The 22,269-nt window shown below is 28.1% G+C and carries 25 protein-coding genes and 1 pseudogene; 21 read left to right on the forward strand and 5 right to left on the reverse strand.

Annotated elements, in window-relative coordinates:
• A partial coding sequence (locus LJD34_RS12255) for a hypothetical protein (RefSeq protein ID WP_227360004.1) occupies window positions 1-331 on the reverse strand: 331 nt, incomplete at its 3' end.
• A gap of 182 nt (window positions 332-513) precedes the next feature.
• Here LJD34_RS12255 and LJD34_RS12260 point away from each other — a divergent pair.
• The 10 genes from LJD34_RS12260 (at window position 514) to LJD34_RS12305 (ending at window position 11,915) form a co-directional block, all read left to right on the forward strand.
• Entirely contained in the window at window positions 514-1,317 is an 804-nt protein-coding gene (locus LJD34_RS12260) for a metal-dependent transcriptional regulator (RefSeq protein WP_227360005.1), read from the forward strand.
• Window positions 1,318-1,453: 136 nt separating this feature from the next.
• Window positions 1,454-1,816 (forward strand): YbaN family protein, encoded by a 363-nt coding sequence (locus tag LJD34_RS12265; RefSeq protein WP_032091489.1) that lies wholly within the window; start codon window positions 1,454-1,456, stop codon window positions 1,814-1,816.
• Window positions 1,809-2,132 (forward strand): nitrous oxide-stimulated promoter family protein, encoded by a 324-nt coding sequence (locus tag LJD34_RS12270; protein ID WP_032091488.1) that lies wholly within the window; start codon window positions 1,809-1,811, stop codon window positions 2,130-2,132. The genes LJD34_RS12265 and LJD34_RS12270 overlap by 8 nt, the downstream gene beginning before the upstream one ends.
• Window positions 2,125-3,828: an ABC transporter ATP-binding protein/permease gene (locus tag LJD34_RS12275; protein WP_227360006.1), complete on the forward strand. Its 1,704-nt coding sequence runs from the start codon at window positions 2,125-2,127 to the stop codon at window positions 3,826-3,828. The genes LJD34_RS12270 and LJD34_RS12275 overlap by 8 nt, the downstream gene beginning before the upstream one ends.
• Window positions 3,818-5,431, forward strand: a complete 1,614-nt coding sequence (locus LJD34_RS12280) for an amino acid ABC transporter ATP-binding/permease protein (RefSeq protein ID WP_227360007.1) — start codon at window positions 3,818-3,820, stop codon at window positions 5,429-5,431. The genes LJD34_RS12275 and LJD34_RS12280 overlap by 11 nt, the downstream gene beginning before the upstream one ends.
• Window positions 5,432-5,502: 71 nt before the next feature.
• Window positions 5,503-5,730 (forward strand): DUF6110 family protein, encoded by a 228-nt coding sequence (locus LJD34_RS12285; protein ID WP_022002136.1) that lies wholly within the window; start codon window positions 5,503-5,505, stop codon window positions 5,728-5,730.
• Window positions 5,731-5,732: 2 nt separating this feature from the next.
• A complete protein-coding gene (locus tag LJD34_RS12290) occupies window positions 5,733-7,826 on the forward strand; it encodes a heavy metal translocating P-type ATPase (RefSeq protein ID WP_227360008.1) in 2,094 nt (697 codons plus the stop codon).
• Window positions 7,827-7,917: 91 nt separating this feature from the next.
• Window positions 7,918-8,757, forward strand: a complete 840-nt coding sequence (locus LJD34_RS12295; RefSeq protein WP_227360009.1) for a Cof-type HAD-IIB family hydrolase — start codon at window positions 7,918-7,920, stop codon at window positions 8,755-8,757.
• Between the two features lie 100 nt (window positions 8,758-8,857).
• Window positions 8,858-9,556: an ABC transporter ATP-binding protein gene (locus LJD34_RS12300; protein ID WP_227360010.1), complete on the forward strand. Its 699-nt coding sequence runs from the start codon at window positions 8,858-8,860 to the stop codon at window positions 9,554-9,556.
• 1 nt (window position 9,557) lies between these two features.
• Window positions 9,558-11,915, forward strand: a complete 2,358-nt coding sequence (locus LJD34_RS12305; protein WP_227360012.1) for an ABC transporter permease — start codon at window positions 9,558-9,560, stop codon at window positions 11,913-11,915.
• Window positions 11,916-11,939: 24 nt separating this feature from the next.
• Here the strand turns inward: LJD34_RS12305 and LJD34_RS12310 are convergent, their stop codons facing one another.
• The 3 genes from LJD34_RS12310 to LJD34_RS12320 are packed head-to-tail and all read right to left on the reverse strand — an operon-like array spanning window position 11,940 to window position 13,099.
• Window positions 11,940-12,338, reverse strand: a complete 399-nt coding sequence (locus tag LJD34_RS12310) for a DUF6120 family protein (RefSeq protein ID WP_032091481.1) — start codon at window positions 12,336-12,338, stop codon at window positions 11,940-11,942.
• A gap of 22 nt (window positions 12,339-12,360) precedes the next feature.
• Window positions 12,361-12,768: a DUF6120 family protein gene (locus LJD34_RS12315; RefSeq protein WP_227360013.1), complete on the reverse strand. Its 408-nt coding sequence runs from the start codon at window positions 12,766-12,768 to the stop codon at window positions 12,361-12,363.
• Entirely contained in the window at window positions 12,761-13,099 is a 339-nt protein-coding gene (locus tag LJD34_RS12320; protein ID WP_022002129.1) for a PadR family transcriptional regulator, read from the reverse strand. The genes LJD34_RS12315 and LJD34_RS12320 overlap by 8 nt, the downstream gene beginning before the upstream one ends.
• 153 nt (window positions 13,100-13,252) lie before the next feature.
• On the opposite strand from LJD34_RS12320, the gene LJD34_RS12325 reads away from it, so the two are divergent.
• From LJD34_RS12325 to LJD34_RS12345, 5 genes and pseudogenes are all read left to right on the forward strand, one after another.
• The gene (locus LJD34_RS12325) at window positions 13,253-13,681 is read left to right on the forward strand and encodes a hypothetical protein (RefSeq protein ID WP_227360014.1); all 429 of its coding nucleotides are present in this window, start codon (window positions 13,253-13,255) and stop codon (window positions 13,679-13,681) included.
• A gap of 37 nt (window positions 13,682-13,718) precedes the next feature.
• On the forward strand, window positions 13,719-14,279 hold the full coding sequence (locus LJD34_RS12330) for a hypothetical protein (RefSeq protein WP_227360015.1): 561 nt from the start codon (window positions 13,719-13,721) through the stop codon (window positions 14,277-14,279).
• A 203-nt stretch (window positions 14,280-14,482) separates the two neighbouring features.
• Entirely contained in the window at window positions 14,483-14,773 is a 291-nt protein-coding gene (locus tag LJD34_RS12335; protein WP_227360016.1) for a hypothetical protein, read from the forward strand.
• A complete protein-coding gene (locus tag LJD34_RS12340) occupies window positions 14,770-15,321 on the forward strand; it encodes a hypothetical protein (protein ID WP_227360017.1) in 552 nt (183 codons plus the stop codon). The genes LJD34_RS12335 and LJD34_RS12340 overlap by 4 nt, the downstream gene beginning before the upstream one ends.
• Before the next feature lie 155 nt (window positions 15,322-15,476).
• Window positions 15,477-15,785, forward strand: a pseudogene (locus tag LJD34_RS12345) (GNAT family N-acetyltransferase); the annotation flags it as partial.
• Between the two features lie 111 nt (window positions 15,786-15,896).
• Here the strand turns inward: LJD34_RS12345 and LJD34_RS12350 are convergent.
• Entirely contained in the window at window positions 15,897-16,151 is a 255-nt protein-coding gene (locus LJD34_RS12350) for a hypothetical protein (protein ID WP_227360019.1), read from the reverse strand.
• Window positions 16,152-16,477: 326 nt separating this feature from the next.
• Between LJD34_RS12350 and LJD34_RS12355 the strand changes: the two genes are divergently transcribed.
• From LJD34_RS12355 to LJD34_RS12380, 6 genes are all read left to right on the forward strand, one after another.
• Window positions 16,478-17,917, forward strand: coding sequence for an APC family permease (locus tag LJD34_RS12355; protein ID WP_227360021.1), 1,440 nt, complete (start codon window positions 16,478-16,480; stop codon window positions 17,915-17,917).
• A 31-nt stretch (window positions 17,918-17,948) separates the two neighbouring features.
• On the forward strand, window positions 17,949-19,265 hold the full coding sequence (locus LJD34_RS12360; protein ID WP_147579883.1) for a M18 family aminopeptidase: 1,317 nt from the start codon (window positions 17,949-17,951) through the stop codon (window positions 19,263-19,265).
• 1 nt (window position 19,266) lies between these two features.
• Complete coding sequence (locus LJD34_RS12365; protein ID WP_227360022.1) at window positions 19,267-19,905, forward strand: hypothetical protein; 639 nt, start codon at window positions 19,267-19,269, stop codon at window positions 19,903-19,905.
• 56 nt (window positions 19,906-19,961) lie between these two features.
• Complete coding sequence (locus LJD34_RS12370) at window positions 19,962-20,885, forward strand: hypothetical protein (protein WP_227360023.1); 924 nt, start codon at window positions 19,962-19,964, stop codon at window positions 20,883-20,885.
• Window positions 20,886-20,896: 11 nt separating this feature from the next.
• A complete protein-coding gene (locus tag LJD34_RS12375) occupies window positions 20,897-21,775 on the forward strand; it encodes an HAD hydrolase family protein (protein ID WP_227360024.1) in 879 nt (292 codons plus the stop codon).
• An 88-nt stretch (window positions 21,776-21,863) separates the two neighbouring features.
• Window positions 21,864-22,097: a hypothetical protein gene (locus tag LJD34_RS12380; protein WP_147579880.1), complete on the forward strand. Its 234-nt coding sequence runs from the start codon at window positions 21,864-21,866 to the stop codon at window positions 22,095-22,097.
• The last annotated feature ends 172 nt before the right edge of the window (window positions 22,098-22,269 follow it).

The following is a 22,269-nucleotide window of genomic DNA, read 5'->3' on the forward strand; positions in this document are numbered from 1 at the left end:
TATTGTAACTCAAAGAAAATGGAGATGTACCAATCCTCAATGTAATCTTTACTTCTTCTTCGACAGTAGTATGTTTTACTTCTGCTGCTTCATCAGTTTTCCCATAAACCGCTTCATATGCTTCTTTAGCGTTATGTTGTAATGCATGACGCATTTGATGTAATTCTTCTAATTTCTTTTCTTGTTCTTTGATTTCATCATCAACTGATTGATACATTTCTTCAATTGTTAATTGTTTTTTAGTGTCATCATCATGTTGGATGTCTTGACTGTCCTTAAAATATTTTTTTAAAGATTCTTTTGCTTGTTCATTAATTTCATTGATACTCATATTTTATTCCCTCTTTCTTAATACAAGTATATTATAGAATGAATGATAAAAAAGATAAAGCATTTAGATATCACTTTAAATCCCATTAACAAATTCCTAAAAATGTAAGAGCTTTAAATGTTAATATCATTAACATTGACATATTAGTTAGCTTATGCTAATTTACAATATGAGGGATTAAAATGACAACAGAAAAAATAAAAAGCTTATTATTAATGAATGAAAACAAAAAAATAACAGTCACATTACTAGCTAAAAAAATGAATGTTTCAAAAGCAACAATATCAAGAATGATCAATACTTTTTATGAACAAGGATTAACTTTAGATAAAGGTAAATGTCAGCTTTCAAAAAAAGGACAAGAATATATTGAAAAAATTCAAGAAAAAATAAAGAATCTAACCTATTGGCTACAAGAAACAAGTCACCTAAATGAAGAAGAGGCTCGTCAAGAAGCTATCAAACTCTATACGACACTTAATGATGAAACCATTGAACGCATTTGTAGTCGTATTCATTTTAATAAAGTTTTTGATCAACTAGGAGACCTTGTAGAATTTTCAGGACATTATTTAGAACATCATTTAGAACCAGGTAAATATAATTTTTCTTTTACATTATTTCATTATAAAGATGCAAATGTTCATTCAATGGCTAATCGAGGTTTTGAGCATCCTGCCTATCTTTTAATTGAGCACCATCAAGGATTTCTTGTATTTCAACCAATTGAAATGAAAAAAGAATTATTAAAAGAAAGAATTACGATTTCTTCTAAATTAAAATCGATGAAATATCTTATTCAGAATAAGGAATGTGATTGTTTTGAAAAAAATGATTGTTTCTATATACCTATTACAGATTTAAATTTCTTTTATACAAAAGAAGAAAGATTGATGCAAACATCTCTTACGGTTAAATTAAAGGTTAATTTATTAAAAGGACATATGCCAGAAAATCTTGCCCTTTTAAAAATACTGTTTCATTGATGAAACACGAAAAAGTATTATAAAACATGAAAAAAGCAGCATTTTGTTTCATGGGTGAAACAAATCAAATGCTTGTTTTTTTATTTTAAACAGATATGATGATAATAGTTAGGTATAACTAACTACAGGAGGAAACATGAAAATATTATTTATTATATTTGGAATTATATCATTTATTTTAGGAGCGATTGGTGTGGTTTTACCAATATTGCCAACGACCCCATTTTTACTTTTAAGTGCTTTTTTATTTTCAAAAAGTTCAGATAGATTTCATGAATATTTAATTCAAACAAAACTTTATCAAAAATATATCAATGAAATGGTCATTGAAAGAAAGACAACCAAAAAGAAAAGGAATCAGTCATTATTTACAGTAACACTTATTTTTTTGATTGCTGTAATGATTACACCTGTATGGATTGGAAAGATATGTTTATTGATGGTAATGAGTATTCATCATTTTATTATGTTAAAGAAAGTAGAGATTATTAATGAATAAGATAGATCAAAAAAGAGAAAATGAAAAAAGAATATTAAAGGTAATGATTGATATTTATCAAAGAAAACATCCTCAAGAAAGTAAGATGTGTGAAGATCTTTATAAGTACGCTTGTTTGCGTATTGATAAATGTCCTTTTATGGAAACTAAAACTTTTTGTAGTGGATGTAAAGTTCATTGTTATCAAAAAGAATATCGAAGCCAAGTAAAAAAAGTGATGCGCTTTTCTGGAAAATATATGCTTTTTTACCATCCACTTCTAACAATCAAACATGGATGGCTTTCACTTAAAGAAAGGAGAAGAAAAAATGTTTAATAAAAGATTATTAAAAACTTTTAAAGCGGAAATGAAAAATGTTTATGGTTTAGTTTTGATTCAATGGTTGGTTTTAGTTTGTCATATTTTACTGACATTTTTACATAGTTATGTTTTATCTTGTCTTTATCTAAAACAATCTTTTTCACTTGTTTTTTATTTATTAAGTGTGATTTGTTTATTTGCTTTAAAATGTTTTTTACAAACAACACAAAATAAACAAGCATTATCTTTAACTGAAACGATTAAAACAAAGTTAAGAAAAAGTGTTTTTGATAAGATATATCATCAAAAACAAACAACAGTTTTTAAAGAATCGACGCTTACTCAACTTACAAGTGAAGGTATTGATCAATTAGAAATTTATTTTTCTAAATATATACCACAATTCTTTTATGCCATGTTGGCACCACTTACTTTATTTATCGTTGTTGGTTTTATGTCTTTAAAAGTAGCGCTTATCTTGCTTTTATGTGTACCACTTATTCCTGTTTCTATTGTTGTTGTACAAAAAATAGCTAAAAGGTTATTAGCAAAATACTGGAATAGTTATACAGGATTAGCGGATTCTTTTTTAGAAAATTTACAAGGACTTACAACTTTAAAATATTATCAAAGTGATTTATATTATCAAGATAAAATGGATAGGGAAGCAGAAGATTTTAGAAAGAAAACCATGCGTGTTTTAATTATGCAACTGAATTCGATTAGTGTGATGGATCTGGTAGCTTATGGTGGTTTTGGTCTAGGAGTTGTTTTGGGTTTACAAGAATATTTAGATCAACATATTACTTTTATGATGTTTGTTTTTATTGTAATGATTTCTATTGAATTCTTTTTACCTTTAAGAATGTTAGGAAGTTATTTTCATATTGGACAAAATGGAAACGCGGCAGCAGATAAAATTTTTAAACTATTGGATAGCTTGGATGATATTCAAGAAAGTTATCAAGAATCGATTTCAACTTTATCTTTTGAACATGTAACTTTTGGCTATGATGAAAAAATTATTTTAAAAGATGTTTCATTTTCTTTATCCAAAGGAACATTTTTAACGATTGTAGGAGAATCGGGTTCAGGGAAAAGTACGATTGCTTCACTGCTAATGAATTTATATCCAATTCAAAAAGGTAAAATTCTTTATAATCAAGAAACAATATCAGAAACAATGACACTTTATCAAAAAATAACGTTGATCAAAGACGAAACATATATTTTAAAAGGGACAGTCTTTGATCATCTTGCAATGTCAGGATATATTGATGAAGAAAAAATGATGGCTGTTTTAAAAGAAGTAAAACTATTTGAGGTCTTTGAAAATCAAGGAGGATTAAAGTTTCAACTCAATGAAGGAGCTAAAAATCTATCAGGTGGACAAAGACAAAGATTAGCTCTTGCAAGAGCGTTATTGCGTGAAAGTGATGTTTATATTTTTGATGAAGCAACGAATAATGTTGATCGTGAAAGTGAAGAGATTATTTTAAAAATTATGAAACGTTTAGCTAAAGATAAAATTGTTATTTTTATTACACATCGCATGGCCCATTGTAAAGAAAGTCATCTTACTTTTGTAATGAAAGAGGGAAGATTGATTCAACAAGGAAGTTATGAGGAATTATTCAATCAAGCTAATTTATTTAGAGAGCTTGTGGAAAATCAAAAGAATTTAGAAAGGATTATTGAAAATGAAAGATAAGACAAAATTAATTATTTCTTTATTAAAATTAGTACGTCCTTTTTTAATGATTATGTTATTGGCAATTATTTTAGGTGTGTTAGGGCATTTAACAGCAACCTTTATTACCGTTTTTATCATTCTCGCTTTTTGTAAAGTAATTTCCTTTTCACTTGCTGTTAAATTAATTATTCTTTGTGCATTTTCAAGAGGAATCTTACGATACATAGAACAAGCATGTAATCATTATATTGCCTTTAAAGTATTGGCCCATATTCGTCATTTAGTCTTTGAAAAATTAAGAGAACTGGCACCAGCTAAATTAGAAAATGAAGATAAAGGAAATATTATTGCAATGTTGACAAGTGATGTTGAACTCTTAGAAGTTTTCTTCGCTCATACTATTTCGCCGGTGATGATTGCCTTTATTTATAGTATAATTATGATTTGTTTTATAGATTCTTATCATTTTGTTTTTGGGATACTTGCTTTTGTTTGTTATGGTATCATGGGTATATTGATTCCATATATCACTTATAAAGTGAGTCAAAAAGAGGGAAGTAATTATCGTTTTTTACTTGCTAATTATAATACTTTTGTTTTGGAAACAGTCTTAGGAAAAAGAGAAATTATTCAATTTAGTCAACAAGAAACACGCTTTGAACAGATGATGGATTATCAAAATAATTTAACCCAAACACATCAAAAATTAATCAAACATCAAAGTTTTCAACAAATACTTTCTGATGGGCTGATTATTTTATCGATTGTTATTGCTATTTTATTGATCAAGAATCATGTTTCTAAAGAATTGTTGATTCCAATGATGGCTCTATCATCTTCTTTTGGACCAACGATTGCCCTAGCAAATCTCGCAAACAATTTGAATCAAGTATTCCCTTGTGCAAGACGTATTTTAAATCTATTAGATGAAGAACCATTACTTAAAGAAATTACAAATAAAAATACTACTTTAAATTTACCAATCGAAGTAAAAAATCTATCATTTCATTATCCAAATACATCTACTGAAATTTTACATCAAATCAATTATACCTTTGAATTTGGTAAAACCTATGGTCTTCTTGGTAAAAGTGGCTGTGGTAAATCAACTTTATTGAAATTATTGATGCGTATTTATCAAGGTGAAGGTGAGATTATATTTGATCATGAATCCATTGAAAATATCAATAGCCACACTTTAAAAGAAAATATCAGCTATGTTGATCAAGAAACATTTTTATTTAAAGATACGTTATATCATAATATTACTTTATTAAATCCTGCTTATAGTCAAGAAGATGTAATAGAAGCTTGTAAACAAGCACAAATTCATGATTTTATTATGTCTTTACCACAAGGATATCAAACGATTTATGATGAAAATATTTCGGGTGGTCAAAAACAAAGAATTGGTCTAGCACGTGCCTTCTTAAGAAAAACACTGATTCTTTTATTAGATGAACCAACAAGTCGTATTGATAGTTTAAATGAAGCCGCATTATTAGAAAGTTTAAAACGAATAAAAGATGAAAAATTGATTATTATTGTTAGTCATCGAAAGTCATCTCTTGCTTTATGTGATGAAATTATTGAAATAGAGCAAGGAATGATAAAAAAATAGAAACGAAATAAAAAATTATTTATTTTTTTAGAAAATATCGTATAATGTAAAAAAGAATGGAGGATTTTAAGATGAAAGAATTTTTTAAAAGTAAAGAATTATGGACATTTGTAGGAGGAGCAGTTACTGCTGTTGTCACTTCAAAGTTCGCTAAAAGCAATAAAGCAAGAGAATTAGCTGTTAAAGGATTAGCTAGTGGAATGCAAGTGAAAGATAACGTAGAAGCAACTGTTACTTCTATTAAAGAAGATGCTCAAGATGTCTATGCTGAAGCAGTAGAAAAAAGTAAGGCACAATAACGATGAGTAATTTTAAAATAGTTCATGAAATCGATGGAAGATTACGTGTTCGTTTTGGACAATATGCTTTTACAAATGAACAAGCAACTATTTTAAAAAGCGATTTTTTAAAACTTGAATATGTAAGATATGTAGAAGCACATTATAAAAATGGAAGTCTTCTATTGGTTTTCGATGAAAATTATAAAAATGAAGTATTTGGTTATTTAAAAAGTTATGATTTAAGTACTTTACAAAATAGAGAAATTCCTAAAAATTGTTCTCAAAATTTACAAGTACTTGATCAAAGCTTTAAACATGAATTAATTAAAATTTTTGCTAAGAGATATGCTGTTAAGCTCTTTTTACCAAATGTTGTTGGTAAAGGAATTGCTATCTATAAAGCACTTGCTTATTTTAAAGCGGGGATTGCTTCACTTGGAAATAAACGTATTGATGTTCCAGTTTTAGATGCAACAAGTATTGGGATATCTTTATTACGCAAAGAATTTAATACAGCAAGCAATATTATGTTGATGCTTAAAATTTCTGAATTATTAGAAGATTACACACGTCAAAAAGTCACTTTACAATTAGGTGATAGCTTGATGAATAAATTTGATAAAGTTTGGATTTATAAAGATGGACAAGAACAAGAAATTGCGATGTCTGATTTAAAACAAGGACAAACTGTTATTGTTCAAACAGGAAGCATGGTTCCTATTGATGGGGAAATCATTGATGGTGAAGCCATGGTTAATGAATCAAGCTTTACAGGTGAACCATTAAGCAAACGTGTGACATTAAATGATACGGTTTATGCAGGAACGTTAATTGAAGAAGGAAAGATTTTTGTTAAAGTTAGAAACTTACAAGATGAAAGTCGTATTGCTAAAATTATTGATATGATTGATACCAATGAATCATTAAAAGCATCTATTCAATCAAAAGCAGAACATATGGCTGATGCCATTGTTCCCTATAGTTTCTTAGGATTCTTTGGTGTTTGGGCATTTACAAGAAATCTCACAAGAGCTACTGCTCTTTTATTGGTGGATTATTCTTGTGCGATTCGTTTATCAACATCAATTTCAGTGATTTCAGCAATGCAAGAAGCCTCAATGCATAATGTTTTAGTTAAAGGTGGAAAACATTTAGAAAGCATGAAGGATGCAAATGTGATTGTTTTTGATAAAACAGGAACTTTAACGCATGCCAAACCTGTTGTACTAGATGTCGTTCCTTTACAAGATTATACAAGAGAAGAAGTTTTAAAAATTGCGGCTTGTCTAGAAGAACATTTCCCACATAGTGTGGCTAATGCCATCGTTCATCAAGCAGAAGTTGAAAACTTAAAACATCATGAAGAACATGCGGAAGTAAAATATGTGATTGCTCATGGTATTTCGACAAGCTTAAATGGTGAAGATGTTATTATTGGAAGCAGTCATTTTGTCTTTGAAGATGAAGGTGTAGAAATGACACAAGAAATTAAAGATTTGATTTCTTCACTTGAAAGTAAAGGTTCAAGTTCCCTTATTTATCTAGCTATTGCTAAAAAGCTTGCAGGTATTATTAGTATTTATGATCCTTTAAAACCAGAAGCTAAAGAAGTTGTTCAAGAACTTCGTGATATTGGTTTTGATAAAGTCATTATGCTTACAGGGGATAGTCCTAACTGTGCAAAAGCAATTGCGAAACAATTAAATTTAGATGATTTTAGAGCAGGAGTTTTACCAGAAGATAAAGCAAGTTATATTGAAAGTTTAAAGAAAGAAGGAAATACCGTTGTGATGGTAGGAGATGGTATTAATGATACACCAGCCTTATCCATGGCAGATGTTTCGATTTCACTTCAAGATAGCTCGGATATTGCGCGTGAACTTGCAGATATTACACTTGTATCAAATTCATTAAATGATATCGTTGCTTTAAGAATGATTTCAGAAGGCTTATTTAAACGTATTCATAGTCAATATCGTTTGATTGTTGGTTTAAATACATCCTTCATTGTTTTAGGAGCATTAGGTTTACTTACACCACAAATGCTCGCCATGCTTCATAATGGAAGTACATTCTTAATTGCTTCAGGTTCAACACGTTCATTATTACATTAGAAACAGATATTTTCTGTTTCTTTTTCTTTTTATGAAAGTATGTTGAAGTTGTAAAAGCGCTTTATTATACTAATAGAAAAGGAGATAGATTATGGCAATTAAAGTAATAATTATGGATATTGATGGGACTTTAGTCAATGATGAAAAAGTCATTACACCACTTACTAAAGAAACCCTTTTAAAAGCACAAGATAAAGGGGTACGTTTGGTTTTAGCTTCAGGAAGACCAACAAGTGGATTATTAAAACTTGCTGAAGAATTAGATATGGAAAATCATCATGGTTTATTTGTATGTTTCAATGGTTCAAAAGTAGTTGATTGTCAAAGTCATGAAACACTTTATAATCATGCGATTTCAGTAGAAGATAGTAAAGCTGTCTTAGAACATTTAAAGAATTTTAAAGCAAGACCAATGTTTGATAAAGATGAATATATGTATGTTAATGATGTTTTTGATAATACAATTATTTATAAAGGAAAACCATTTAATGTGATGCAATATGAATCAAGAGGAAATAACTACATCTTATGTGAAAAAAGAGATTTAGCAGCCTTTGTTGATTTTGAAATCAATAAAATTCTTACATTTGGTGATCCAGACTATTTACAAGCACATTATAAGAAAATGATGGAACCATTTAAAGATCGTTTAAACTGTATGTTTACATCTGATTTCTATTTTGAATATACTGCAAAAGGTGTTGATAAAGCCAAAGCTTTAGATAGTGTTTTAATTCCTATGGGTTATAAAAAAGAAGAAATGATGGCTTTTGGAGATGCTCAAAATGATAAATCAATGGTTGAATATGTTGGCTTAGGTGTGGCTATGGGAAATGCTTCAGATGAATTAAAAGCAGTAGCTAATGAAATTACAGATACAAATAATAATGATGGTATTGCCAAAGCCATTATGAAACATATTGAGTTATAAAAACGGAGAAATCCGTTTTTTTCTTTGAGATACTTGAAAAAAAGGAAAGGGATAGTATTCTATAGTTAGTTAGATAGGCTAACTATAGGAGGGGGATATTATGTTTTTATCAATCAAGGATCTTAAAAAAAGCTTTGGTGAAGATGAATATAAGACAGAAGTTTTAAAAGGTATTGATTTTGAAATAGAAAAAGGTGAAATTTGTGTTTTACTTGGGCCTTCAGGTTCTGGTAAATCAACACTGCTAAATATTATTGGAGGAATTGATCAACCAGATAGTGGCACAATTATGATTCAAGGGAAAACAATTTCAACATTAAAAGAAAAAGATCTAACAAATTATCGTCGAAATCATTTGGGATATGTTTTTCAAATGTATAATTTGATTTCACATTTAAATGTTGAACAAAATATTGATGTAGGAAAATATTTAAGTAAAAATCCATTAGATAAAGAAGAACTTTTACAAACACTTGGTTTAAAAGAACATCGTTATAAACAACCAAACCAATTATCTGGTGGTCAACAACAAAGAACTTCAATAGGACGTGCAATCATTAAAAATCCAGATTTATTGCTTTGTGATGAACCAACAGGGGCTTTAGATTATCATACATCAAAAGATATTTTACAATTGATTGAAGATGTTAATAAAAAATATGGTAATACAACTATTATTGTAACGCATAATGATGCAATTAAAGATATGGCTGATCGTGTGATTTATTTACATGATGGGCGTATTCGTGAAAATATTAAAAATACACATATAATTCCAGCAAAGGATTTGAATTGGTAAAATGAAGAATCCATTATTTAAAAGATTACCATATATTTTAAAAGATGAAATTGCGAAATATTTAATTATATTTTTATTTATGGCAGGGTCTATTGGTCTTGTTTCAGGGTTTTTAGTTGCTGATGGCTCAATGATCAAGGCTTATAATGACAGTTTCGATAAATACAATATTGAAGATGGACATTTTCGTTTAAATGATTCTCTATCAAAAGAAAATAAAAAGGCTTTAGAAAAAGAAGGTGTCACAATTTATGATCTTAATTACATTGAAGAAGAAGTAGAATCTACAAGTACAATTCGTCTCTTTAAACCAAGAAACAAAGTCAATCAAGTATGTATTATGGAAGGAAAACTTCCTCAAAGTAAAAATGAAATAGCGATTGATCGTATGTATGCCGATAATAATCATTACCAAGTAGGCCAAACCATCAAAGTAGGTAAAAAGAAGTTAAAAATTACGGGACTCGTCGCTTTATCAGATTATAGTGCTCTTTTTTCAAAAAATAGTGATCTAATGTTTGATTCTGTTAAATTTGGTGTGGGTATTGTTTCTGATGAAGGGTTTGAACGCTTTAAAGATGCTAAAATCTACTATAACTATGCGTGGACATATAATGAAAAGGTTGATAATGAAGTTAATGCCAGCAATGATTTTTTAAACGTACTTGTTAAAAATGTTTCAGGTATTGACGATTATATTCCTCAATATGCTAACCAAGCTATTCACTTTACAGGTGATAATATGGGTGGTGATGAGGCAATGATGACGGTTTTACTTTATATCATTATTGGGATTCTTGCCTTTGTCTTTGCAATCACTACTAAAAATACTATTGAAAGTGAAGCACCAATGATTGGAACACTTCGCGCTATGGGATATACAAAAAAAGAAATGTTGATTCAATATATGACATTACCTATTCTTGTTTCTTTAGTTGCTTGTATTGTAGGAAATATTTTAGGATATACATATTTTAAAGATGTCATGGCAGGTATGTATTATGGAAGTTATAGCTTACCAACTTATGTAACGATTTGGTCTGGGGATGCTTTCATTAAAACGACAATCATTCCATTTATTATGATGGTTTTAATTAATTATGGTATTTACTGTAAATCTTTAAAATTATCACCTCTTAAATTTATGAAAAGAGATATTAAAAAAGTTAAAAAGAATAAAAAAACATTGGTATTGCATCGTTTGGGCTTCTTTTCTCAATTTAGATTAAGTGTTATTTTAAATAATTTATCAGGCTATATTACATTATTTGTGGGTGTTTTATTCGCAATTATTTTATTAATGTTTGGAATGGATATGCATCCTGTTCTCGATCATTATCAAGATATTGTTGTTAATAATATGACTGCTAAATATCAATATATTTTAAATACACCAGAATCAGTTGATACCACAGCCGTTGAACAAGTTTTTCAAACGATTCCTCAAGAATTTAGAGATAGTTTCTTAAGTTTGATTGATGATCAATATGATGAAATGTATGATAACTATAAAACTAAAACCAAAGGGGCAGAGGCTTTTTCACTTTATTCATTAAAAACACTTCCAGAAAGTACAATGGAAGAAGATATTAGTCTCTATGGTTTACAAAATAATAGTCAATATATTCATATAAAATCATTACCAAAAAAAGGTGTTTATATTTCAAAAGATGTTGCTGATAAATATAATTTAAAAAAAGGCGATCGTATTTCTTTAAAAGAAAGCTATAAAGATTTACGTTATACTTTTGAAATTAAAGGTATTTATGATGCACCTGGTAGTATGGCACTTTATATGTCAAAGTCTTATTTTAATGAAGTTTTCAACTGTCAAGATGGATATTTCAATGGTTATTTCTCTAATAAAAAAATAACAGATTTAAAAGATGACTATATCGCATCAACCATTACTCAAGATGATTTAACAAAAGTATCAAGACAATTAAATGTTTCAATGGGGGAAATGTTTTATCTGGTTGAAGGTTTTGCGATGATCATGTTTATCATGCTTATTTATCTTCTTACAAAGATGATTATTGAAAATAATAAAGTATCGATTTCCATGGTTAAAATTCTTGGATATACATCAAAAGAAATACAAAAAATGTATGTTCATGCCACAACGATTGTTATTATGATTTCAACGTTACTTTCTTTTGGAATAACAACATGGATCTTATCTTATGCTTTCAAAATTGTTTTTGAAGAATATGCAGGATGGCTTCCTTTCTATGTAGAAGGTAGTGTTTATATCAAGATGTTTATTATGACAGTTATTTCTTATTTGTTTGTCATGATGATTCAAATGAGAAAAATCAAGAAAATCCCAATGGATGAAGCGTTGAAGAATGTTGAATAAAAAAATAAGGCTCCGAAAGGAGCCTTATTCATTTTCTATGCGACTATCTTCAGTGATTTCTTCTACCCAATATCCATGAATACTGTCTCTTGCATCTTGGTAGAGTTTGTTGAAATGATAAATTTCTAAACACCAAATACCAATAGATATAAATATAATAATGGTTACTAATGTTTTAAAAATATATTTTTTATTAAGTTGCTTTATTATGTCATCGTTTTCTAAACTTTCAATATATGATCCAGCAACTTCATTAGGACTACCAAATTCATCTATGATATTTTGATAAGTACAATTAGGTTGAGTATTTGAAAATTCAATGATTTTTTGTGTTAGTAACTTTAGAAATTCTTTTTTATCTTTAGAATAAAAAGGAATAATTTTTTTAACATATTTTATATATTTTTTGATTTCTTTATTCATTTTTTACTCCTAATTTAAATACTTATTTTTCTTGTTTTTCTTTTGCTATTTTTTCTTTATATTCTTCAGCTGTATATGTTTTCATCTTTGTATGTTTTGCTTCATCAATCAATTGATTGATTCGATATCTTTCAAATCCCCAAACACTTATGCATAAAATAATTATGACAGAAATAAAAATATTTATAATTTTCTTTTTATTAAGTTTCTTTATAATTTCGTCACTATCTAAAGTTTCAATATAAGAACCAGCAACTTCATTAGGCCTCCCAAATTCATCTACGATATCTTGATAACTACAGGAGTCATGTTCATTCGAAAATTCAATGATTTTTTGTGTTAATAACTGTATAAATTCTTTTTTATCTTTTGAATGGATTGGAATAATTTTTTTAACGTATTTTATATATTTTTTTATATCGTTACTCATCTTTTTTGCCTTCACCATATGCAATGATTTCAAATACACCTTGCATATTCTTTCTAAATTCAATAATTGTTTGTTCTAAATATTCTTTTCCAATTGGTTCAATATGATAATAAACTCTGATTTTTTTATTAACAATCTCATCTCGACTTGAAATATATTCTTTTTTTAATAAATTATGTACAACAGGATAAAGAGTACCTTCTTTAATATCTAATGAGCCATTGGAAATTTCTTTAATTAATTTTACTAATTCATATCCATAACAATCCTTTACTTTCAACAAACTTAAAACAAGCATATCAATATTAAAGAAACTGTTAGATTTTGCCATCTTTTATCACCCAAATTGATTATAACATATGAATTATTATAAGCAAGATACTATTATAATAAAAGTATAATTGACATAATGGTAGAAAGACGTATAATGAAAGTAAGGAAAGCGCTTCCTTGATTCATAATATTATGGATGGAGGAAAAGAAAATGAAGAAACAATATGATGTTTGTCTTATTTATTTAAGCTATGTTTTTGAAATAATAGGTTTATTAGCATTTAAATACTTTGATAATTACATTTCTACCCATTGGATTACAATAGGAATGGATGGAAATCCCATTTATGGGGAAGTAGGCTTGCTTTATAATTTATCAGTTGTCATACATTATTTGTTTTATTTTATAATATTTGTTTATTTTTTTATGATGATTAAAAAGGTTGTTTCTAAAGAATGTATTGATCTTAAAAGAAATACTTTTCTTTTATTTGGATTACTTGTAATTGATTTGGTTATGTATCATTTTTCAATTATGACAATGTTTCATTATTCAAGTGCCATAACTTTTATGTGCGTTGGTTTGATCATTAATATGGTTTTATATTTAAAATATCGTACGTATTTAATTAATAATTAAATGTTTGAGTGGTTTTAACAAGGAAGGGTGAAATAAAATGAAAGCAAAAATGATTTTATTACTGTTTGTTATGGGAGTAATATTAGGTGGATGTAGTGTAAAATCTAATAAGGATATTTTATTAGATGATACTAAAACAATCATAAAATATAGCCCTTATCAAAAAATGTTTATGGATTTGAATAGCAATTTTACAGAAGAAGATGTTAAAAAATATATGGGAGATCATCGATTGATAGGAGGCAGAAGTAGTTTAGGTGATTATTTTGAATATCACATATTTTTATCAAAAGATGACAATAAAAAAGCTTGTCAAGAATTTGTAGCAGTACGTTTTTTAAAAGATGGACAATTAGAGGGTTTTCGATATGTATCTCCAGAATTTGAAGGCTATGTATTTTATTATGCAAAAGGAGTGTTTTTAGAGTTTAATGATCAAAATGCAAAAGATTATTCAGGATATTATTATCGAAGTTTACCAAAAAAAGGAAATAAAAAAGGTTTAGAAATAGAATATAAAGATAATACAAAGAAAAGCACACCCTATTATCCTATTTCAAACGCCAAAAAAGCAATAAACTTTTTGATAGAAAAATAATATTTTAATAACCATTGTATTGTTGAAAAGTAAGTAAATATATAATAAAACCTTTTAAAAATTATAATAAGGAGAAAAATATGAAAAGAAATATTGGAAAATATGCTTTATGGGTTACTTTATTTTTAATAGCGGTCGTTGTATTTTGTCTTTCATTGATTTGGCTTTCACTTGCCTGCATGTAAAGGAAAGGATGAAATTTTATGTTTTATTGGATAGCGATAGAAATTATTTTTTTTATACGTATTGTAGGACAAATTATACAATTGCTAAATAAGGAAAATAACTATGGATTGATCATTATTAGAGTTTCTAATGTTTTAGGAATACTGTTGATTGCATTAGCTTTTATACAAAATCCAATTCATGAAATGAATAGAGTAAAAGATAAATATTGGGATTATTATCCAATATATCTTGTAACAGTATTTATTGATCTTATTTTAGAAGTTTTACTTCGACGTAGATTATATAAAAAGGAAGAAAAGTTATGAAAAAATTGATTATAAAAATATGTGCATTCATTATTTTGATAACACTTTTTACAGGATGTCATCCACAAAATAAATTATATTCATTTGAAACAAAGAAAATAGATGATCAAGTTATTTTGATTTTAAAAAATACTTCAAATAAACCAATTGATCTATCATTAAAAGTTCAAAAAATTAAATGTTTACCGGTAAATAAAGAAACTGCTTTTATCTTTAAAAAAGAGGAATTTAAAGATACTTATTATGACGAAATAAAAGCAAAAGAAAGTACCCAATATCAAGAGTATAATAATTTTGATATCGATCGTATAACTGATATTTCTTTACAACAATTAAATGAATGCATTAAGAAAACAAAAAATGATAAAAAGAAATGTTATGGGGAAGCTATTGTTTTCTTTTATCAAAATAAAGACCTTGTAGATATCCAAAAACATGATTTTATTTTAAAAGGAAAAGAAAAAGTAATCGCTTTTGAAAGTTCAAATGGATGGGATGATACAAAGGTTATAGAAAATATATATGTAAAAAAAATAATTTGTACATAGAGGATTTTATGGAAATATGTAATGGTGTTGATTATTTAGATCAAGTAAAAGAATTAATTATAGAATATACAAAGCGTTTAGGACGGGATTTATCTTTTCAAAATATTGATGAGGAATTATAAAATCCAGTAAAAAAATATACAGCTCCTGAAGGAGAACTTTTAGTGGCTGTAGAAAAGAAAAAGGTGATAGGAATGGTTGCCTATCATCGCCATTCAAAGAGTCGCTGTGAAATGAAACGCTTGTATGTAAAACCAAAATATAGAGAAAATAAATTAGGTAAAAAGCTTGTTTTAGAAATTTTAGGGCATGCTAAAAAAGCAGGATATAAGGAAATGGTGTTGGATACGATTATTCCTTTACAATCAGCAATTCATCTTTATAAAAAGGTAGGATTTGTTGAACGTGAGGCGTATTATCATAATCCGATGGATGATGTATTGTATTTCAAAAAGATACTTTAAGTTATTGGGCAACCAATAACTTTTTTCCAAAAACAGCATGTCATTTGGGAGAAAAGTAAAAAATGGGCAATTATTGAGTGATAAAAAAAAGAGAGGCAAAACCTCTCATAATTATTTTATGTTCTTTTTCCAATAGTGCTGTATTTGTTCGAGTTCTTCATAATTGATTCTTAAAATATGATCTTTAATTTGTTTGATGAAATTGTCTCTAGAATGAGGACTGCTAAAATAGAAGGGTCTACCCTGAATGTGATCACTATCTAAAATTTCTATCAACATTTTAGAATATTCTACTTTGTAGATTTTTTTAGGATAGTTATTTTGATCACAATGAATCATGTCTTTAAAATATAATGTATTTTCCATATTTGTCACCTCTTTTGATTTATATTAACAAAGCGGGCATGTATTTGATGAAATAAATGGGTGTTTAAAAGGTAAATATTTGGTGTTAAATAGAAATGAATAATAATAAAAGTTTATTGATGATAAAAATAGAATATTATATTTTGGGATAAATGTATGCTTTTTTAGACAATTTACGGATAAATGTCTAAAAAAGAGCACAATGAAATAAAATATATAGCATTTATCGACATAATACGATATAATTGTGTATTGTGAAGTACAATGTTTGTATTTTATTTAAGAATAAACGACCTAAGTTATTCAAAAAATACGGAGGTAAAATCATGGAAAATTCAAAAAAAATCAAGTGGTATGGTTTAGCTTTCATGGCGTTTTCTACTGTTTGGGGATTTGGAAACGTTTTAAATGGCTTTATCTACTTCAATGGTATCCAAGTAGTTTTTAGTTGGGTATTAATGTTCGCACTTTATTTTGTTCCTTACGCTTTAATGGTGGGAGAACTAGGGTCTGCGTTTAAAAATTCTGGTGGAGGAGTAAGTTCTTGGGTACATGAAACATTTGGTCCTAAACTTGCATACTATGCTGGATGGACATATTGGGCATGTCACGTTACTTATATTGCAAGTAAAGGTAGTGGAGGTTTAAAAGCATTAAGCTGGGCAATTTTTAGAAATGCTGAAGTTTATGATTCACTTCCAACATTATATGTGCAACTTGCTACACTTGCAGTATTCTTATTTTTCTGTTGGTTTGCTAGTAGAGGGTTAAACCCGCTTAAACAATTAGCAACAGTTGCAGGAACAAGTATGTTCGTTATGTCAATCTTATATATCTTAATGATGTTTGCTGCACCAGCAATTAATCCAAATGGGGGATATTTATCATTAGATTTTAGTTTTGACAAAATTGTTCCACAATTTAATGTCAATTATTTTACATCACTTTCTATTTTGGTATTTGCAGTTGGTGGGTGTGAAAAAATTTCACCTTATGTAAATAAAGTAGAAAATCCTTCAAAAGGATTCCCAAAAGGGATGATTGCACTTGCAATCATGGTTATGGTATGTGCTATTTTAGGTACATTTGCTATGGGTATGATGTTTGATCCATCAGTAATCTATGCATCACCAGAATCATTTAATTCTTATGTATCAAATGGTGCTTACTGGTCATTCCAAAAATTAGGTCAATACTATCATATGGGAGATGCATTACTAATTATTTACGCATTATGTAATATGATTGGACAATTCTCAACATTAGTATTAAGTATTGATGCACCACTTAGAATGTTATTAGATAATGAAGATGCTAGACAATTTATTCCATCTAAATTATTAAAACAAAACAAATATGGTGCTTATGTTAATGGAATTAAAATGGTTGTGGCTTTATCTGGAAGTATTATTTTAATTCAAATCATTGGTGGACAAGGGGCTGCTGGAGTATTAGCCCAATTAAATAAATTAAATTCAGTATGTATGCCAATGCGTTATGTTTGGGTATTCTTAGCTTATATTGGTTTAAGAAAAGCCTATGATAAGATCCCAGCTGATTATCGTTTTGTTAAGAGTCAACCAGTTGCTTTATTCTTTGGTGGATGGTGTCTTTTTGTAACAGCTGCATGTTGTATCATGGGTGTTTACTCAACTGACTTATTTACAATGGCTTTAAATATTATTACTCCTGTTGTTTTAACTGCATTAGGAATAATTTTACCAGCTATTGCTAAAAGAGAAAAAGCCAACGCTATTACAGAATAATTGTGATAAAATATAGAAGAGGTGTTAGAAAATGTATAGGGGAATTTCAGAAGAATTATTAGATTTTTTACAAAAAAGTCCTACAGCATTCCATGCTGTTGAAAACATTAAAAAAGAATTAAACAAAGATGGATTTGTTGAATTATTAGAGGGAAAACCTTGGAAAATGGCTCCAGGTGGAAAATATTATGTTACTCGTAATAATTCAAGTATTATTGCTTTAAAGGTCGGAAGCAATTTAGAAAATTATAGTTTTAATGTTGCTGCTTCACATAGTGATTGCCCAACTTTCAAATTAAAAGAAAATGCTGAATTAGAAGTAAAGGGTAAATACACACAATTAAATACAGAAGGTTATGGAGGAATGATTTGTTCAACTTGGTTTGATAAACCATTATCTATTGCTGGACGTTTATTAATTAAAGATGGAAATGAATTAAAAACACAATTAATTAATATTGATCGTGATTTAGTTTTAATTCCAAATATGGCTATTCATATGAACAGAGCGGTCAATGATGGTTATGCATATAATAAACAAATTGATATGCTTCCTTTATTTGGCGGGGCTGATTGTAAACCAGGTGACTTTATGAAACTCGTTGCTAAAGAAGCAGGAGTTCAAGTAGAAGATATTTATGGTAGTGATTTATATCTATATAATCGTACAGCGCCATCTATCTGGGGAGCTAACGATGAATTTATTTCAAGCCAACATTTAGATGATTTACAATGTGCTTTTACTTCATTAAAAGGATTCTTAGCTGGTGGAAATGATCAATCAATTGATGTATTAGCTTGCTTTGATAACGAAGAAGTTGGTTCAGGAACAAAACAAGGAGCTGCTTCAACACTTTTATATGATGTTTTAAAACGTGCTAACAGTGCACTTGGAAAAACAGAAGAAGATTTCTATTGTGCAATTGCTTCAAGTTTTATGTTATCTGCTGATAATGCACATGCAGTTCATCCACATCATCCACAAAAAACAGACGCAACAAACTGTGTTTATATGAATGAAGGAATTGTTGTAAAATCTCATGCAGGTCAAAAATATACAAGCGATGCGGTAAGTGTTGCAGTATTTAAAGATTTATGTAAAAAAGCCAATGTACCTGTACAATTCTTCGCAAATCGTTCAGATGAAGCGGGAGGAAGTACTTTAGGAAATATCGCAATGGCACAAGTTTCTATGAATAGTGTAGATATCGGTTTACCACAACTTGCAATGCACTCTACATATGAAACTGCTGGTATTAAAGATACTTATTATATGATTCAAGTCATGACTGAGTTCTTTAATAGTCATATTAGCGAAGTAAATAGTCATTCGTTAAAGGTAGATTAAGATGAAAGAAAAGAAGTATGATTTATATTTTGAAAATAGTGTTAAAGTAAAAAGGTTAAATGATGATTATTTTAAATGTTATCAAGAAATTGAAAAATGCTTGTTTAAAAAACGAAAAGATGTTTTAAAGACAAATATTTTACTTTCTGAAATTCTTGATCAAATGAAATTTTTTCAAGATCAAGGAAAAACAGTTCAACAAGTGATGACTAAAGGAAGTCAAGTATTTGTTGATCAAATAGATAGAAAAATAAATTACAAAGAAAAAATCAATCAATTAAAACAAAGAGATTCTAATAAATATGAAATGTCTGGAATATTACTTACCATGTGTATATATATTGTGCTTCTTTTTGTTAAAGAATTGGTAGGAAATCATTATTTAATTAATTATTATATTGATTTATTAGTAGCAGTCATTATGCTTGTTATAAGTGTTAAGCAGCTTTTAAATCAAAGACAATTGATTAAACGATATCAAGTTTCATTTCAACCTTTTATCATTGAAATAGTAAGTATTGTTATATCATTATTGATTTCAATCTTATTTTATAACAGTCCTTTTGATATCACTTTTGTTATTTTAGTTGTCGCATTTTTTACAAGTAAGAAAATGTATTCAAAATCCTTAAGCAATTAAGGATTTTTTCTTTGCATTCATTCAAATTTATAGTAAAGTATTAGAAGGTGATAAAAATGGAAAAAGAAATCATATTAGAAAACTTAGATGAAAATATTGTAAATGAAGCAACATTTTACAATCAACAAAATATACCGTCACAAATCTCTAAAGCACTTTATTTATATGGAAGTACCACAGATTATCAAGTACTTGGATTTGTTGATGCCAGCGATGATGGTAGTCAAGGAATGATTTTTACAGATCAAGGTGTTTATTTTTGTTTTAAAGAGCCTCATTTCTTTTTATATGAAGATATAGAAGAATTAGTACTAGTAAAAAAAGAAGAAGGTTTTGATTTTTATGCGAAAATCAAAACAAAAGCAAATACTTTTGTTTTTAAAAATAAATATTTAAATTTAAAAGGATTTATTGAATGTTTAAGTGAAATTTTAGAAATGCCTGTTCATTATGAAATGTCAGCTTATGAAAAAGTAGAATACTTTGTACCAATTGTTTTAAATGATTTAAAAGAAGATGTTTATGAAGATTTAGAACTTAACGAACAACACTTCCAACAAATTAAAGATATTGAACATGAATTAGAAATGGCAAAAGAACTTAAAGATTTAGATTATCAAGATGAATGTCGTTCTTTATGTCGTTATTGTTTAGATTTCTTTGAAAGTTTAGGATTGGATAGTGATGAAATTGATGCTTTAAATGAAGCACAAAGTTTCTTTGATCAACAAGATAGTCAAGAAAACCAACAATTAGAAGGAGCAAAGCGTTGGGTCGATGAAATGATGAGTAATTATCAAAATGGTGATACAGGAATGTATGATCAAATGAAATCAACAATGGAAAACTTAGGTATTGATGAAGAAAGACTTAAGAATATGTCTAATGAAGAAGTTGATCAATATGTTAAAGAAATGTGTAAAAAATTTGGTATTTCACAAAGTTTGTTTGATAAATTAAAAGATAGATTTGGAAAATAGAGGGAATTAGAATGATTAAATTAGTTGTATTAGATGTGGATGGAACAAGTATTGATAGAGATAATCATTTTTATGATGATGATATTAAGGAGATTGATTTTTATAAAGAAAAGGGTATCGAGTTTATGTTTGCATCTGGAAGAGATATGAATATGATGCTTGATATGATTGAAAAGTCTCATGTAGATGGAGATTTGATTATTAATAATGGGACACAATATCGAAATATTGAAGGAACTAAAAATATTGTGCATCCAATGGATGAAGATGCTTTTAGAAAGATGATTCCTATTTTACAAAAACATAATTATCATATTTCTATTCATACAACAAAAGGAAAATATATTTTAACAGATTTTGAAAGTTATTGGGACTTACATGTTAAATTATTAATGAAAGGTCGTGAGGGCATTACTTTAGAAGACCTTCCAAATACGACATTCTTTAGAAGATGGGGATATTTAAATGATTGTACGTCGGTTTCTTCAATTGATGAAATTTATCAACAAGGAGCACTTCCTTTAAAAGTAGATGCTAGACATTTAAATCCTGAAGAAGCAAAGGGCGTAAGAGAACGTTTAGATTGTATACCTCATTTAAACATTTCTTCATCATATGAAGATAATATTGAAATTACTTGTGATGATTATGATAAAGGAATTATGTTAAGAGAAGTTTTAAAATTAAAAGGATTGACTCTTGATGAAGTAGCAACTTTTGGAGATGGTTTAAATGATGTATGTATGTTAAAAGGATTTCCTTATAGTTTTACACCAGCTAATGGATGTAAGGAGGCTAAAGAAGCAGCAACCTATACACTTACTAAAACAGGTGGAAATGGTGCTATTCAAGAAGGACTTCATATTTTAAAAGATTTAGATTTGATTTAACTTTCAAAGTAAAAGCTTTGAAAGTTTTTCTTTTTTTAAAGAAAAACGTCAAAAAATTGTCTATATAATAATAGGAGGGATAAATTAAATGGACCAAGTACTAGAAATTACATCAAATGATCATATTATCATGCTCGATAAACTCTGTAAAAGAATATTAGGACATCCAGAAACTTTAGGAAGAATCACCAAAGGCTTTGTTAAAGAAGCTAAGGATGTCTCTTTAGAAGAAATCATTGAAATTATTAAAGGAAAGAAAGATCAGGAAGGAAATTATTATTTTCAACAACTCAATAATGTTATTGATATACCTCATCATTGAAAAGTAGAATTTGATTATTTCTGTTATATCAATCTGTCACAAGTTGATGGAACAATGAAAAGAATCTAACTAGATGTAGAAATACAAAATGTAGAGAATCCTGGCTATGCTTTGCTTACAAGAGGAAATGATTATCTTTCAAGAATGATTACCAGTCAAAATGGAAAGGAAT

It is taken from the genome of Faecalibacillus sp. MSK20_93, assembly GCF_020589945.1.
Taxonomy (GTDB): Bacteria; Bacillota_I; Bacilli_A; order Erysipelotrichales; family Coprobacillaceae; genus Faecalibacillus; species Faecalibacillus intestinalis.

What these genes read in the sequence shown, in the direction of transcription:
- LJD34_RS12260 (WP_227360005.1), top strand. Translation starts at nt 514, where the DNA reads ATGACAACAGAAAAAATAAAAAGCTTATTATTAATGAATGAAAACAAA.
- LJD34_RS12265 (WP_032091489.1), top strand. Translation starts at nt 1,454, where the DNA reads ATGAAAATATTATTTATTATATTTGGAATTATATCATTTATTTTAGGA.
- LJD34_RS12270 (WP_032091488.1), top strand. Translation starts at nt 1,809, where the DNA reads ATGAATAAGATAGATCAAAAAAGAGAAAATGAAAAAAGAATATTAAAG.
- LJD34_RS12275 (WP_227360006.1), top strand. Translation starts at nt 2,125, where the DNA reads ATGTTTAATAAAAGATTATTAAAAACTTTTAAAGCGGAAATGAAAAAT.
- LJD34_RS12280 (WP_227360007.1), top strand. Translation starts at nt 3,818, where the DNA reads ATGAAAGATAAGACAAAATTAATTATTTCTTTATTAAAATTAGTACGT.
- LJD34_RS12285 (WP_022002136.1), top strand. Translation starts at nt 5,503, where the DNA reads ATGAAAGAATTTTTTAAAAGTAAAGAATTATGGACATTTGTAGGAGGA.
- LJD34_RS12290 (WP_227360008.1), top strand. Translation starts at nt 5,733, where the DNA reads ATGAGTAATTTTAAAATAGTTCATGAAATCGATGGAAGATTACGTGTT.
- LJD34_RS12295 (WP_227360009.1), top strand. Translation starts at nt 7,918, where the DNA reads ATGGCAATTAAAGTAATAATTATGGATATTGATGGGACTTTAGTCAAT.
- LJD34_RS12300 (WP_227360010.1), top strand. Translation starts at nt 8,858, where the DNA reads ATGTTTTTATCAATCAAGGATCTTAAAAAAAGCTTTGGTGAAGATGAA.
- LJD34_RS12305 (WP_227360012.1), top strand. Translation starts at nt 9,558, where the DNA reads ATGAAGAATCCATTATTTAAAAGATTACCATATATTTTAAAAGATGAA.
- LJD34_RS12310 (WP_032091481.1), bottom strand. Translation starts at nt 12,338, where the DNA reads ATGAATAAAGAAATCAAAAAATATATAAAATATGTTAAAAAAATTATT.
- LJD34_RS12315 (WP_227360013.1), bottom strand. Translation starts at nt 12,768, where the DNA reads ATGAGTAACGATATAAAAAAATATATAAAATACGTTAAAAAAATTATT.
- LJD34_RS12320 (WP_022002129.1), bottom strand. Translation starts at nt 13,099, where the DNA reads ATGGCAAAATCTAACAGTTTCTTTAATATTGATATGCTTGTTTTAAGT.
- LJD34_RS12325 (WP_227360014.1), top strand. Translation starts at nt 13,253, where the DNA reads ATGAAGAAACAATATGATGTTTGTCTTATTTATTTAAGCTATGTTTTT.
- LJD34_RS12330 (WP_227360015.1), top strand. Translation starts at nt 13,719, where the DNA reads ATGAAAGCAAAAATGATTTTATTACTGTTTGTTATGGGAGTAATATTA.
- LJD34_RS12335 (WP_227360016.1), top strand. Translation starts at nt 14,483, where the DNA reads ATGTTTTATTGGATAGCGATAGAAATTATTTTTTTTATACGTATTGTA.
- LJD34_RS12340 (WP_227360017.1), top strand. Translation starts at nt 14,770, where the DNA reads ATGAAAAAATTGATTATAAAAATATGTGCATTCATTATTTTGATAACA.
- LJD34_RS12350 (WP_227360019.1), bottom strand. Translation starts at nt 16,151, where the DNA reads ATGGAAAATACATTATATTTTAAAGACATGATTCATTGTGATCAAAAT.
- LJD34_RS12355 (WP_227360021.1), top strand. Translation starts at nt 16,478, where the DNA reads ATGGAAAATTCAAAAAAAATCAAGTGGTATGGTTTAGCTTTCATGGCG.
- LJD34_RS12360 (WP_147579883.1), top strand. Translation starts at nt 17,949, where the DNA reads ATGTATAGGGGAATTTCAGAAGAATTATTAGATTTTTTACAAAAAAGT.
- LJD34_RS12365 (WP_227360022.1), top strand. Translation starts at nt 19,267, where the DNA reads ATGAAAGAAAAGAAGTATGATTTATATTTTGAAAATAGTGTTAAAGTA.
- LJD34_RS12370 (WP_227360023.1), top strand. Translation starts at nt 19,962, where the DNA reads ATGGAAAAAGAAATCATATTAGAAAACTTAGATGAAAATATTGTAAAT.
- LJD34_RS12375 (WP_227360024.1), top strand. Translation starts at nt 20,897, where the DNA reads ATGATTAAATTAGTTGTATTAGATGTGGATGGAACAAGTATTGATAGA.
- LJD34_RS12380 (WP_147579880.1), top strand. Translation starts at nt 21,864, where the DNA reads ATGGACCAAGTACTAGAAATTACATCAAATGATCATATTATCATGCTC.